This window comes from Methanobrevibacter acididurans (genome assembly GCF_046197875.1).
Lineage (GTDB): Archaea > Methanobacteriota > Methanobacteria > Methanobacteriales > Methanobacteriaceae > Methanobrevibacter_A > Methanobrevibacter_A acididurans.
This window is the reverse complement of sequence record NZ_CP166991.1, coordinates 1,461,874-1,475,261: the sequence shown is the minus strand read 5'-3', so window position 1 is coordinate 1,475,261 and position 13,388 is coordinate 1,461,874. Positions and strand designations below refer to the sequence as shown.

15 protein-coding genes are annotated in these 13,388 nt (G+C 27.7%); all 15 read left to right on the top strand.

Features of this window, described 5'->3' with window-relative positions:
- The first annotated feature begins 118 nt into the window (after positions 1-118).
- The 15 genes from topA to ftsY all read left to right on the top strand — a co-directional run bounded on the left by topA (position 119) and on the right by ftsY (position 13,388).
- Positions 119-2,278 (top strand): DNA topoisomerase I, encoded by a 2,160-nt coding sequence (gene topA, locus ACA135_RS07345; RefSeq protein ID WP_409198101.1) that lies wholly within the window; start codon positions 119-121, stop codon positions 2,276-2,278.
- A 389-nt stretch (positions 2,279-2,667) separates the two neighbouring features.
- Complete coding sequence (locus ACA135_RS07340; RefSeq protein ID WP_409198100.1) at positions 2,668-5,406, top strand: STT3 domain-containing protein; 2,739 nt, start codon at positions 2,668-2,670, stop codon at positions 5,404-5,406.
- A 227-nt stretch (positions 5,407-5,633) separates the two neighbouring features.
- Complete coding sequence (locus ACA135_RS07335) at positions 5,634-6,728, top strand: OBG GTPase family GTP-binding protein (protein ID WP_409198099.1); 1,095 nt, start codon at positions 5,634-5,636, stop codon at positions 6,726-6,728.
- 21 nt (positions 6,729-6,749) lie between these two features.
- Positions 6,750-7,340 carry an adenylate kinase family protein gene (locus tag ACA135_RS07330; protein ID WP_409198098.1) on the top strand — a complete coding sequence of 197 codons (591 nt, stop codon included), beginning with the start codon at positions 6,750-6,752 and terminating at the stop codon, positions 7,338-7,340.
- Between the two features lie 256 nt (positions 7,341-7,596).
- Positions 7,597-7,962 carry a ribonuclease P protein component 4 gene (locus ACA135_RS07325; protein ID WP_409198097.1) on the top strand — a complete coding sequence of 122 codons (366 nt, stop codon included), beginning with the start codon at positions 7,597-7,599 and terminating at the stop codon, positions 7,960-7,962.
- Complete coding sequence (locus tag ACA135_RS07320; RefSeq protein WP_409198096.1) at positions 7,931-8,185, top strand: YhbY family RNA-binding protein; 255 nt, start codon at positions 7,931-7,933, stop codon at positions 8,183-8,185. Before ACA135_RS07325 ends, ACA135_RS07320 begins: the two co-directional genes overlap by 32 nt.
- A gap of 95 nt (positions 8,186-8,280) precedes the next feature.
- Complete coding sequence (locus ACA135_RS07315; protein ID WP_409198095.1) at positions 8,281-8,718, top strand: 30S ribosomal protein S19e; 438 nt, start codon at positions 8,281-8,283, stop codon at positions 8,716-8,718.
- Between the two features lie 91 nt (positions 8,719-8,809).
- Positions 8,810-9,154 carry a DNA-binding protein gene (locus ACA135_RS07310; RefSeq protein ID WP_409198094.1) on the top strand — a complete coding sequence of 115 codons (345 nt, stop codon included), beginning with the start codon at positions 8,810-8,812 and terminating at the stop codon, positions 9,152-9,154.
- Between the two features lie 11 nt (positions 9,155-9,165).
- Complete coding sequence (locus tag ACA135_RS07305) at positions 9,166-9,756, top strand: hypothetical protein (protein ID WP_409198093.1); 591 nt, start codon at positions 9,166-9,168, stop codon at positions 9,754-9,756.
- 46 nt (positions 9,757-9,802) lie between these two features.
- Positions 9,803-9,958 (top strand): 50S ribosomal protein L39e, encoded by a 156-nt coding sequence (locus tag ACA135_RS07300; RefSeq protein WP_409198092.1) that lies wholly within the window; start codon positions 9,803-9,805, stop codon positions 9,956-9,958.
- Between the two features lie 12 nt (positions 9,959-9,970).
- The gene (locus ACA135_RS07295; protein WP_409198091.1) at positions 9,971-10,219 is read left to right on the top strand and encodes a 50S ribosomal protein L31e; all 249 of its coding nucleotides are present in this window, start codon (positions 9,971-9,973) and stop codon (positions 10,217-10,219) included.
- 61 nt (positions 10,220-10,280) lie between these two features.
- Positions 10,281-10,949, top strand: a complete 669-nt coding sequence (locus ACA135_RS07290) for a translation initiation factor IF-6 (protein WP_409198090.1) — start codon at positions 10,281-10,283, stop codon at positions 10,947-10,949.
- Positions 10,950-11,014: 65 nt separating this feature from the next.
- Positions 11,015-11,239 (top strand): 50S ribosomal protein L18Ae, encoded by a 225-nt coding sequence (gene rpl18a, locus ACA135_RS07285; RefSeq protein ID WP_409198089.1) that lies wholly within the window; start codon positions 11,015-11,017, stop codon positions 11,237-11,239.
- A 19-nt stretch (positions 11,240-11,258) separates the two neighbouring features.
- The gene (gene pfdA, locus ACA135_RS07280) at positions 11,259-11,687 is read left to right on the top strand and encodes a prefoldin subunit alpha (protein ID WP_409198088.1); all 429 of its coding nucleotides are present in this window, start codon (positions 11,259-11,261) and stop codon (positions 11,685-11,687) included.
- Positions 11,688-11,885: 198 nt separating this feature from the next.
- Positions 11,886-13,388: a signal recognition particle-docking protein FtsY gene (ftsY, locus tag ACA135_RS07275; protein ID WP_409198087.1), complete on the top strand. Its 1,503-nt coding sequence runs from the start codon at positions 11,886-11,888 to the stop codon at positions 13,386-13,388.

The following is a 13,388-nucleotide window of genomic DNA, read 5'->3' as shown; positions in this document are numbered from 1 at the left end:
CTGTAACTTATTTAAAATGAAAACAATTTTATAAATTAATAAATTAATTTTTTTTATTGAAAAACTTTTAATATGAAAAAAATAAAAAGATTTCTTTAATTATTAATAAGTGATAATCATGCATGAAATCATTATTTGCGAAAAACCAAAAGCAGCTGAAAAAATAGCACAAGCTATTTCACCAAATGTCAAAAAAAGAAAATATAATAAGAAAGTATCTTATTGGGAAATTGAAGAAGAAAATAAAAAAATTACAGTTTTGTCAGCTGTAGGGCATTTATATTCATTAACACCAGTTAATCCTAAAAGTAAAGTATTTTTTGATTTAGAGTGGGCACCCCTCTATGAAATAGATAAAACTAAAAAATATACAAGAGATTATGTTTATGCAATAAAAAAATTTTCTAAAGATGCAGATAAATTTATTCATGCTTGCGATTACGATATTGAAGGAACATTAATAGGATATAATGCATTAAAATATGCATGTGGTCAAAATACTACCGCTAATATATCAAGAATGAAATTTTCTACTTTAACTAAAACCGATATTCTAGATGCTTACAATAATATGATAGATTTGGATTTACATCAAGTCGAAAGTGGATCAGCAAGACATGTTTTAGATTTCTATTTTGGGGTAAATATATCTAAATCATTAATGCATTCAGTTAGAACAGCTAAGAAAAGATTTTTAAAACTTTCTGCTGGACGTGTACAAACACCAACATTGTCTATTTTAGTAGATAGAGAAAAACAAATTAAAAAATTTATACCTAAACCCTATTGGTTAATTAAAGCATTACTTAATGGGGAAATAATAGCGGATCATGAAGACGGAAAGATATTTGATAAAAAAAGAGCTGAAGAAATTTTTGATAAATGTCAAAATCAAAATGCTTTAGTTGATGAAGTTAAAAAAACTGAAACAATCAGAAAACCTCCAGTTCCTTTCAATTTAGGAGGATTACAATCTGAAGCTTATGGAGTTTTTGGTTTTAGTCCTAAAAAAACACAAATGATTGCTCAAAATCTTTATACTGGGGGATTTACATCTTATCCTCGTACTTCTTCTCAAAAACTTCCAAAAAGTTTAGAATACAAAAAAATATTCATGCAATTATCCAAAAATGCAGAATTTAAGAAGCATATTCAAGATTTACCTTCAGAATTAAAACCTAATGAAGGTAAAAAAAAGGATGCTGCTCACCCTGCTATACATCCAACTGGCGTTTTGCCTGATAAATTATCTAAAGATGAACTAAAAATTTATGAATTAATTGTTTATAGGTTCATAAGTGTATTTTGTGAAAATTCAAAATTAGAATCTGTGAAAACTGATTTATTAATAGCAGATGAAAAATTTAACTTCAAAAGAAAAAGAGTTTCTTATCTTGGATGGTTAGCACATTACCCTTTTAAAAAAATAGAAAATGAAAATTTTTTAGATATTAAGAAAGGAGATATTATTAAAGTAGAAAAAATATGTTCTGAGCAAAAAGAAACCAAACCTCCAGCTAGATATAATGAAGCTTCTTTAATTAAAGAATTGGAAAAAAGGGAATTAGGAACAAAGGCTACAAGAGCGGATATTATCGCTAAACTTTATGATAGGAAATATATTAGTGGTAAAAAAATTGAAGTAAATCAGCTTGGTGAAAATTTAATTGATACATTAAAAGAATATTGTGAAGATTTAACTAGTGAAGATTTAACTCGTGATTTTGAAAAAAGATTAGAAGGTATCAGTAATGATAAGACTACTCAAGAAGCAGTTGTTAATGATGCAGAAAAAGAAGTTAAAGCTATTTTGGGTGATATTAATAAAAATGAAGCTGATATTGGGGATAAACTTTATGATGCTTACCAACAAAGTAGGATTGTTGGTGAATGTTCCTGTGGTGGAAATTTAGTTATGAAGTACTCTCCTAGAAATAAAAGCCATTTTGTAGGATGTTCTAATTATCCTGAATGTGAAATTACTTATTCTCTTCCAAAAGGAGCTACTTTTTTAAAGAAAACATGTCCAAAATGTGGTCTTCCTATTATTTCTTTTGGTAAACCTCGCCAACATGCTTGTTTAGATCCAAATTGTGGTAAAGATAATACTAAACGACATGTGGTTAAAGTTGTTGGGGTTTGTCCTGATTGTGGAAAAGATTTAGTTAAACGATCTGGTAGGTATGGGGATTTTGTAGGTTGTAAAAGTTTTCCTAAATGTAGATTTACCTGTTCTTTAGAGGAATTAAAAGATTTGGAAAGTAAATCTAAAAAATAATTTTTTTATTATTTTTTTATTTTAAAATTTTGCCCAATATTTTTTTAGGGTAAAATTGCTTTTTTTTAGAAAGTTATATAAATATTTAAATTGAATAGTTAATTATTATTAAATTTGAAATAATTTTTTTCATTACATTTTTTATAAAAAAATTTAATTTAATATAATTAGTGTAAATTTTGATTTAATAATTTTAATTATAAATTTAATATTTAATCAAAAATGATTATTTAATAATTTAAATTTATTTAATTAAAAATTTAAGATGGTGAAATTAAATTTTTTTTAAGTTATAATTATTTTTTTTTTAACATTAAAAAAGAATTATATTTATTAGTTATAAAAAAATTTATTTGCATTGTCTTTTATTTAATTTATGAGGATTTTATATGGATAAGCAAAAATTAAAAACAATTGCTAAAGCTGCGGCTATTATCATTATCATCATGGCCTTTTGTTTTGTACTTAGGGCTCATGCAGCAGATATTTCTATCATCCCTGATGATATGAAAGCTACTTATCAAGATTCTGATGGTTTGCCTTACTTTAGTGAAATGGATTCATATTATAATTTACGTATGACTCAAGATTATTTGGATCATGGATATTTTGGTGATACTCAAGTTAATGGAACTACTGTGGATATGCACAGGTCTTCACCTGATGGGGTGAATACGACTTTTGATCCAATGATTTCATGGGTAACTGTGGGATTATATAATGTTGCTAATATGTTTCATTCTATGTCACTTAAAGAAGTGGCATTTTGGGCAGGTGCTATAGTTTCTTGTTTAGCAGCTATACCTGCATATACAATAGTTAGACGGGTTACGAATGATTATGGTGCGGCTACCGCAGCTATAATGGTTACTTTAGCCCCTAATTACTTCTCACATACATTCGCAGGATTTTTTGATACGGATATGTTCAATGTAACATTACCATTATTCATATTTCTGTTCTTTATTGAAAGTATAAGAAGCGATAATCCAAAACTTAGAATAATCTATTCAATTTTAACAGTGCTTACAGTAGCAATCTTTTCCATTTCATGGGTAGGATACACTTTCTATGCTGCCTTATTAGTTTTAATGGCTATAGTATACTATGTTTTAGCATATTTACTTAAAATGGATGTTATTGAATCTGTTAAAAACTATGATAGTAAATTCCAATGGTTTATTAATCAAAGAATGTTATGTTCAATTATAGTTATCATGGTTATTGGAATAATTGGTGTTACTTTAATAAGTGGTATAGATTCAGTAAGTTCAACTATTTCAGGTTTATTAAGTTTACTTTCCTTGCAAAGTGCTGGAGGAGGAACTGCTGTTTCAGGATTCCCTAATGTATTTATTTCTGTAGCAGAAATGCAAATTCCAACTCTTTTAACTGGAGGTATTTCTGGAGCATTTTTAGCTAACTCTCAATCCGTAGTTAATGGTATTGGTGGAATAGTTGCATTATTTGCAGCATTAGCTACCCTTTACTTATATACTAGTAGATTATGGAAATTACGATCAGTTTCAACATCTATTGAAAAACATACTGGAAAACCTTCTAAAAGCAAAAGAAAATCTGCAGCTCAGAAAAAAGATGAAAATAATAGATTCAACTTAGCTATTAAAGATTTAACTTCTTTAGGTGGTTCTGATAATGTCAATAAAGATAAACGTCTTACCCTATTATACTTTACAGTATTAATGGTTTGGACAATATCATGTATTGTAGCTGTAACTCAAGGTACTAGATTTATCATGACATTAATGATACCTTTAGGTCTTTGTGTGGGAATATTCGTAGGTTGTGCAGCGGATTATATAAAAGCTAAAGTAGAGGATGAAAGAAGATTATTCTTAATCTGTTTAATATGTTCCTTTTTAGTATCTTTCCCTGTTGTAGAACAAGTAAATTTCTTATCTGGAATTATATTATTTGTTGTTTTAGTTATAGTATCTGCTATCGCAGTTTATGGTGGAAAATTCTTTAAAGAATCAGATATTTCTCTTAAAAAAACTGCAGCAGTTTTATTAATTACTCTAGCTTTAATTTCTCCAACAGTTTGTGGAGCTTATCAAACAGCTTCTCAAGTTGTACCTGGTGCTAGTGACCCTATGTGGAATTCTATGCAATATATTAATGGAACTGCAAATAATACTATATCTAGTGATGCGGTAATAGAATCTTGGTGGGATTACGGTTACCTATTTGAAATAGCTGCTAATAAGCAAACAGCATCAGATGGAGGTGTACAATCTGGGGATAGAGCTTTCTGGATGGGTCGTGCTATGACTACATCTAATTTAGATTTATCAAAAGGTATTCTGCAGATGTTAGCCACAACTGGTACTAAAGCAGGTGAAACTTTAAATAGTTATAATGGTAATAACAGTTCTCAATCAACTGATATACTATTACATACATTAGCATTACCTAAATCTGATGCTAAGAATATGATGATGAATAATTATTCATTAACTTCAGCTCAAGCAGATAATGTATTACAATATTCACACCCAGATAATCCAAAAGATGTTGTATTTGTAGCAAGTTCAGATATGCTTCAAAAAGCTGGTTGGTGGACTTACTTTGGTACTTGGAATTTTGCAGAGCAAAATAGTACAAGTTTACAATATATGGTATCTACTACTACGGCAAATATCACTCCTGGACATAGTGGTACTATTCCTTTATTAGATGAAAATGGTATTTCATTTAATGCTGTTATTAATAGAGGAGCTAATGGTACTAATAACACTACAGGTCAAGTGCAAGCAGTATTTGATAATAATAATACCACTGTTGAAGTAAATAACACAACTTATAATCCATTGAAAGCAAGTAATTTAATGGTTATTGAAGACAATTATCTTACTAAAAATGAGAGTATTCATGGTGCAACTGATGGAAATTATACATTATTTGTATTAGGTAATAATAATACGTATAATGCTATATTAATCGATAATAAATTAGTTGATTCTATGTTCACAAGACTATTCTTATTAGGTGGTAATGGTCAAGATCAATTCCAATTAATACATATGGATAGTGGAATTTCATTATGGAAAGTAAATAATAATGCTAGTTCTACTAGTTCAACCAATCTTACTAATTCAACGGGTTAAAATTAAAATTTAATATTTTTAATTATTTTTTAATATAAATATAAAAATGAAGTTTTAATAAACTTCATTTAAACTATTTATTTTCTTATTTTTTTTTAAGTACAATTTTTTTTAATATATTCTTTAAACAAATTTTATAAACTATGAAAAACAAAATTATATTATAATAGTTTATGCGATACTATTTTTTTAAAATTTTTTATAATTAAAAATAACTTGGTGAGTAAATGGATATTGATGATAAAATAAAGGAGATTGAAGAAGAAATTCAAAAAACTCCTTATAATAAAGCTACCTCTCACCATATAGGTAAATTAAAAGCTAAGATTTCTAAATTAAAAGAAGAATCTATTCAAAGAAAAAGTTCTGGAAGTAAAGGTCAAGGATTTAGTATTAAAAAAAGTGGGGATGCTACTGCTGTATTAGTAGGTTTTCCATCAGTAGGTAAATCTACTCTATTAAATGAATTAACCAATGCTGAAAGTAAAGTAGGAGCTTATCAATTTACTACCTTAGATATTATTCCTGGAGTTATGGAATACAATAATGCTAAAATTCAAATTTTTGATATTCCTGGAATAATTACTGGTGCTTCAAGTGGTAAAGGTAGAGGTAGAGAAATTCTTTCAGTTGCTAGAACTGCTGATTTAATAATTGTAGTGTTAGATGTTTTCAACCCTCAACATTTAGAAGTAATTATTCGAGAACTTAGAAACATTGGTATAAGACCTAATGAGAAAAAACCAGATGTTACAGTTCATAAAAGAAGATTAGGTGGAGTTCAACTTTCTTCAACTGTTGAATTAACTTATTTAGATGAAAAAACAATTAGATCAATTCTTAATGAGTATGGAATTCATAATGCTTCAGTTTTAATTCGTGATGATGTTACAATAGATCAATTTATTGATGCTTTAGAAATTAATAGGACTTATATTCCAATGGTTACTCTTTTGAATAAAGTCGATTTAGTTGATAAAAATCACTTAACTGAAATTAAAAAAACAATTCCTGATTTTATACCTATTTCTGCAGATAAAGACATGAACATAGATAACTTACGTGAAATAATATTTGAAAAATTAAATCTTATTAGAGTTTATCTTAAACCTCAAGGTAGAAAAGCTGATATGGTAGATTCATTAATTATTAAAAAAGGGTCAACTGTTATTGATGCCTGTGGAAAGTTACATCGAGAATTTGTTAAGAATTTTAGATATGCTAAGATTTGGGGAACTTCAGTTAAATTTCCTGGTCAAAAAGTTGGGCCTGATCATGTTTTAGATGATGAGGATGTTCTTAGAGTTATTTTAAAGAAATAATTTTTCATGGATTTTTTTATTATGATAAATGGAAATAAAATAATTTTTATAACAGGCACCCCATGTGTGGGTAAAACTTCAGTAGCTTCTAATTTGTTTGATTATTTTAAAAAAATTTTTAATACAAAATTAATTAAGATTAATGATTTTGCTTTTGAAAATGATTTAGTTTTAGGTGAAGATTCTAAGAAAGGTTATAAAGTAATTGATGTTGATTCTTTAGATGAAAAATTAAATCATGATATAAAATTATTTTTTAATTCCGATTTGGATAAACCTATTTCAAAGTTGGTTATTGTTGAAGGTCATCTTTCTCATCTTTGCAGTAATTGCGATAAATGTATTGTATTAAGGTTAAATCCGAGAATTCTTGAAAAAAGGCTTAAATCTAGAAATTATTCAAAATCTAAAATTAATGAGAATTTAGAAGCTGAAGCTTTATCTGTATGTTCTGCTGAAGCTTATGATATTCATGGAAATTTGGTTAATGAAGTTGATACTACAAATAAATCTGTTGATGATGTAACAAGTATAGTTAAAGAGATAATATTGAATGATGCATCTTATCCTGTAGGTAATATAGATTTTATGGATTGGTTTTTGGATAATTAATTGTTATTCTATTTTTAAATCAATTTTTTTAAATTAAGGGATTATTTTACAATTTTGTTTTTATAAAAAATTTATTTAATAGAAAGCCTTTTTAAATAAGAAAAACATAATGTTGTTTAATATTCTTCTTGTATCCTATGGTTCAGATTAACTTTCATGATTTTGTTTTAAATTGTTTTATCTTTTTAATACATTATTTAAATAGCTAATTCTATTATAGAAATTTTTCATAACCAAATTATGGGGAGAGTATAAATTGAAAAGAGGAAAAAGACCTAATTGGATGTTAAATATAGCTAAAGAACGTATGGATATTCTTTTTTCATTAGCTGAAAAAGAATTTATTGAGTATCCTGAAAGATCTCATAGGTACGTTGAATTAGCTAGAAAAATATCTACTAAATACAATGTAAAAATTCCTCTTAAATGGAACCGACGATATTGTAAAAATTGTTATAAGTTCCTATTTCCGGGTCACAATTCTACCATCCGGCTAATTAATGGAGAAGTTAATATAATATGTGGTGAATGTGGCCATATCATGAAAATTCCTTATATTAAGGAAAAAAAACTTAAAAGGAGAGCTAAAATTGACTCTTACAAAAAAAGAGATAATGAATAAAAGCCTTTCCGCTATGACAATAAACATTGGTAAATCTGGAATTAATGATAACGTTATCGAAGAGATTAAACGTCAATTAAAAGCCAATAAAATTGTTAAATTACGATTTGCTAAAGGAATAGCAATCAATAAAGATGATTATATTAGTGACATTGTAAGTCAAACAAAATCAAAACTTATTGACATTAGAGGAAATGTTGCTGTTATTTATAAAAGATCTTAAATTTTATTTAAATTTAGAGTTACAGACACCAGTCTTAAATTTAAATTATTAAGATTTTATGACTTAAAAAATTAAAAAACGTGGAGAATAAATATATGAGTACTGTATATGATGTTCCTGCAGATGTATTAATTAATCATGTTGCAGAAGAACTTAAAAAGAATGATAACGTTAGTGCACCTAAATGGTCTAACCTTGTTAAAACTGGTGTTCACAAAGAAAGAAAGCCAGAAAATAGAGACTGGTGGTTTATAAGATCTGCTTCTTTATTAAGAAGAGTATATATCGATGGCCCAGTTGGAGTTAAAAGCTTAAGAACATTTTATGGTGGGAAAAAAGATAGAGGAGTTAATCCTGAAAAATTCAGACAAGGTAGTGGAGCTATTGTCAGAGGTGCTCTTCACCAATTAGAAGATGCTGGATTTGTTCAAAAAATTGATGCTGGAAGAATTGTTACTCCTGAAGGTAAATCTTTCTTAGATAAAGCTTCTAATGAATTAATCAAAGATATCCCTGAGCTTGAAAAATACTAAAAATTTTATAATTTATTATTTTAAAAAAATTAATTTAATATTAAATTTTATAATAAGCTAATTATTAGCTAAATTTTATGGAGACTGTTATATGAGCGAACTTGATGAATTGCGTCGTAAACGTATGGCTGAATTACAACAACAAGCAGGTAATCAACAACAAGCTATGCAACAACAAATGCAACAACAACAAATGCAACAAGAAATGGAAAAAGAAAAGAAGCAAATTTTAATGCAGATTTTAACTCCAGAAGCTCGAAGTCGGTTGACCAATCTTAAATTAGCTAAGCCGGATTTAGTTAATCAAATTGAAATTCAATTAATTCAATCTGCTCAATCAGGTAGTTTAAGAGGTAAAGTTACTGATGAACAACTAAAAGTACTACTTAGTCAAATATCTGGACAAAAAAGACAAATTCATATTACTAGAAAATAGATTGTTTTAATATGAAAGCTTGTGTTCTTTATAGTGGAGGGAAAGATAGTTCATTGATGGCTGTCATACTTTCACGTTTGGGTTATGATGTTGATTTAGTAACTGTGAATTTTGGAGTATTTGATTCTTATATTCCTGCTTCTATGTCTGCTAAATCATTAAATTTTAATCATGTTGTTTTTCATATGGATCAAAGTATTTTGGAAGAAGCCGTTAAAATTATCATGAATGATGGATTTCCGAATAATGGTATTAAGTACCTTCATGAAGAAGTTTTAGAGGCTATTTCAAGTAAATATGAAATCATTGCTGATGGTACTAGACGAGATGATAGGACTCCTAAAATAAATAAAGATCAAATTAAAAGTTTAGAAGATAGACATAATATCCAATATGTGAATTTAGATAGTTTTGGTTATAAAATGATAAATTCATTGGTTTCAAAACTTTTTGAATTATCTTATGAAAAAAGCAATAAGGAAAATAGTTCAGATTATGAAGTTGAAATTCGTTTATTAATAGATGAAAAAGGTGGAAATTCAAGTCAAATTTTCCCTGAACATTATCAAACAAATGTTTGTGGCTTTAAACAAAAAATTTAATTCATTAAATTAAATATTATTATTAACTAAAAATTGTGGTGGAAAAATGAGTAGAAATAAACCATTAGCTAAAAAGCTTAGAATGGCTAAGGCTAATAAACAAAACAGAAGAATCCCAATTTGGGCTTATGCAAAAACCCAACGTAAATTAAGATACAGACCTAAACCAAGACATTGGAGAAGAAATAATTTAAAAGTATAGGGGTTAATTAATATGGAAAGAGTATATACAATACCACTTAGAGATGTTAAAAAAGCACCTAGAACTATTAGAGCTGCAAAAGCTATGAGAGTTATTAGATCTTTTTTAGAAAAACACATGAAATCTGAAGACATTATTTTAGATTCTTCTATAAATGAAAAAGTTTGGGAAAGAGGAATTCAAAAAATTCCTTCTAAAATAAAAGTCAAAGCAGTTAAAGATGATGATGACGGAGTAGTAGAAGTTACTTTAGAAGAATAATTGAACTATTTATAATCATCGTAATAAAAAAATTTAAATTAATTAAAAGGAAAGGGGCATTATGCTTAAAAGAATAGATCTTACTGGAAATCCAAATTTAGGAGTTTATATTTCAGTTAATGAAGACTTCGCCATTGTTCCTTTAAACCTCCCTGATGATATGGGAGATATTATAAAAGAAACTTTAGATGTTGAAGTTATTAAAAGCTCTATTGCAGGTAGTAATTTAGCAGGAGCTTTAACTGCAGGTAATTCTAATGGTTTTTTAGTATCCTATTATACTGATGATAGAGAGATTAATAAATTAAAATCTTTAGGTTTAAATGTTTCTCGACTTGAAGATAAATATACTGCAGTAGGTAATATTATTGCTGTTAATGATACTGCAGCTATCGTTAGTCCTTTCATATCTGAAAATTCAGTTAAAACAATTGAGGATGTTTTAAATGTCACAGTTGAACAAACATCAGTAGGTGGTTTAGATATCATTGGTTCTTTAATGACTGTTACTAATAAAGGTTTCCTTTTATATAGAGATTCCACTCCTGCTGAAATTAACTTTGTTGAAGATATTTTCAAAGTTCAAGGGGATATTGGAACTGTTGGAAGAGGTATTACACTTGTTGGAGCTTGTTCAATAGCTAATTCTAAAGGAGTAATAGTTGGTGAAAAAACTACTGGTCCAGAAATGGCTAGATTAGAAGAAGCTTTAGGATTTTTAGATGACTAAAAATTTTTATATTCAAATTAAATAGATAATGAATTAAATAGTATTCATTTTATGAGGGATTATTAATGCAAACAAAAATATATAGAATTAAAGGTAAATTTGTTCTTGGTGAAGAAGTCCAAAAATTTACTAAAGAAATAAAGGCTTTCAAAGAAGAAGATATTTATGAAAAAATTTATTCCATTTTTGGAAGTAAACATAGTTTAAACAGAAAACAAGTTAAAATAGAAGATATTACTGAAATTAGTGCTGATGAAGTAGTAGATCCTGTTTTAAAAGCTATATTATAATTGATAAAAGGTGTTTTTAATGGAAGATCAGCAAAAATTAGAACAAATTGTAAATGAAATCAATATGTATAAAGAACAATCTGAATTATTACAACAAGAAGTTGCTAATGTTCAACAAACAATTGCTGAAGTTAATACTTTAGAATCTACTATTGATGATATGAAAGAAAAGAAAACTGTAGAAGCTTTAGTACCTGTTGGTGCTGGTTCTTTTATGAATGCTGATATTAAAAACGATGGTAAAATTGTTATGAGTATTGGTGCAGGAGTTGCTGTTGTAAAAAATTATGAAGAAGCTAAAAATACGGCAGAATCACAAAAAAAGCAATTAGAAGATAATCTTGCTAATTTATATAATAATCTTCAACAAATTTCTGATGTTGTTTCTCAACTTTCTCCACAAGCTGAACAATTAATGTTGAAAGTTCAACAATCTAAACAACATTAATACTTTTAACTTTTTTTATTTATTAAATGTTTTATTGATAATTTTTACTATTTTTACTATTTTTACTATTTTTACCTAAATAAATTTTAGGCATTTTTTTAACTTTTTTTTAATTAAGTTTATTAAATTTAAAAAACATAAAATTTAATTAATAAATGATTTTTAAGATAATTATATTATAAAAAGGAAGGTAATAACTTGTTTGAATCATTAAGAAAGAAATTTTCAGAAACAAGTGGGAAATTAACTAAAAAACTTGAAAATGAAGCTGAAGAAGAAGATAATATTGAATCTAAAGAAACTGAAGACATAATAACAGATGTGTCTGATGAAGTGAGTTCTAGTGTTGATGATGGTTTTGAATCTTTATCTGATGTTGATGGTGTGTCTGATGGTTCTGATTCTCAGGATGTTGAAGATTCTGACTTAGAAGATAATGAGAAATCTGGATTTTTTTCTTCTTTTAAACGAGATTCTAAAAACAAAAATGAATCAGACAATGAAGACATTATAAGCGAAAATGATGATGATTGTTCAGACTTATCATCTCAAAGTAAAGATAATGAGAAATCTGGATTTTTTTCTTCTTTTAGACGTGGTTCTAAAGAGGATGTTGATTCTGAGGATAAAGATGATGTGTCTGATGAAGTGAGTTCTAGTGTTGATGATGGTTTTGAATCTTTATCTGATGGTTCTGATTCTGATGATGTTGAAGTTGTTGATTCTGGGGATAATGAGAAATCTGGATTTTTTTCTTCTTTTAGACGTGGTTCTAAGGATAAAGAACCTGAAACTAATGAAGATTCTAGAAAAGGGAAGGGTGGATTTTTTTCATTTATTAAAGAAAAAACTTTATCTGAAAATGATGTTGAAGATATTCTCTTCGAACTAGAAATGTCATTACTAGAAGGGGATGTTGCAATGGATGTTGCCAGTACTGTAGTTGATTCTGTAAAAGATGATTTAATTGGTCAAAAAATTAAAAGAAGCAGTGATATAGAAGAATATACTTATGATGCTCTTAAAAATGCTGTATCAAAAATAATTGATATTAAAGGAAAATCTTTTACAGAAATGATTGAAATGAAGAAGAAAGAAGGTGAACCTTTAGTTGTTATGTTTGTAGGTATAAATGGGACTGGTAAAACAACCACTATAGGAAAATTATCTAGTTATTACCTTAAAAAAGGATATACTCCAGTAATTGCTGCTTCAGATACATTTCGTGCAGGGGCAATAGAACAAGTTACTTATCATGCAAATAATGTAGGAGTTAAAATTATTAAACATGAAAAAGGTTCAGATCCTGCAGCAGTAGCATTTGATGCAGTTGCTCATGCAAAAGCACATAATAAAGAATTAGTGCTAATTGACACTGCAGGTAGAATGCAAACAAACACCAATCTTATGGATGAAATGAAAAAAATTAAAAGAGTTGCAAAACCTGATTTAGTTATATTTGTAGGTGATGCATTAACAGGTAATGATGCTACAGAACAAGCAACTAAATTTAATGATGCAATAGATATTGATGGTGTAATATTAACTAAAGCTGATGCGGATGCTAAAGGTGGGGCTTCACTATCCATTGGATATGTTATTAAGAAACCTATCATGTTTTTAGGTATGGGTCAAGGTTATGATGATATTATTGAATATGATGCAGATTGGATGTTAAATCAATTATTTGCGGAATCATAA

Excerpts from the sequence above, each read along its gene's own strand:
- topA (WP_409198101.1), top strand. The coding sequence starts at position 119 with ATGCATGAAATCATTATTTGCGAAAAACCAAAAGCAGCTGAAAAAATA.
- ACA135_RS07340 (WP_409198100.1), top strand. The coding sequence starts at position 2,668 with ATGGATAAGCAAAAATTAAAAACAATTGCTAAAGCTGCGGCTATTATC.
- ACA135_RS07335 (WP_409198099.1), top strand. The coding sequence starts at position 5,634 with ATGGATATTGATGATAAAATAAAGGAGATTGAAGAAGAAATTCAAAAA.
- ACA135_RS07330 (WP_409198098.1), top strand. The coding sequence starts at position 6,750 with ATGATAAATGGAAATAAAATAATTTTTATAACAGGCACCCCATGTGTG.
- ACA135_RS07315 (WP_409198095.1), top strand. The coding sequence starts at position 8,281 with ATGAGTACTGTATATGATGTTCCTGCAGATGTATTAATTAATCATGTT.
- ACA135_RS07310 (WP_409198094.1), top strand. The coding sequence starts at position 8,810 with ATGAGCGAACTTGATGAATTGCGTCGTAAACGTATGGCTGAATTACAA.
- ACA135_RS07305 (WP_409198093.1), top strand. The coding sequence starts at position 9,166 with ATGAAAGCTTGTGTTCTTTATAGTGGAGGGAAAGATAGTTCATTGATG.
- ACA135_RS07300 (WP_409198092.1), top strand. The coding sequence starts at position 9,803 with ATGAGTAGAAATAAACCATTAGCTAAAAAGCTTAGAATGGCTAAGGCT.
- ACA135_RS07295 (WP_409198091.1), top strand. The coding sequence starts at position 9,971 with ATGGAAAGAGTATATACAATACCACTTAGAGATGTTAAAAAAGCACCT.
- ACA135_RS07290 (WP_409198090.1), top strand. The coding sequence starts at position 10,281 with ATGCTTAAAAGAATAGATCTTACTGGAAATCCAAATTTAGGAGTTTAT.
- rpl18a (WP_409198089.1), top strand. The coding sequence starts at position 11,015 with ATGCAAACAAAAATATATAGAATTAAAGGTAAATTTGTTCTTGGTGAA.
- pfdA (WP_409198088.1), top strand. The coding sequence starts at position 11,259 with ATGGAAGATCAGCAAAAATTAGAACAAATTGTAAATGAAATCAATATG.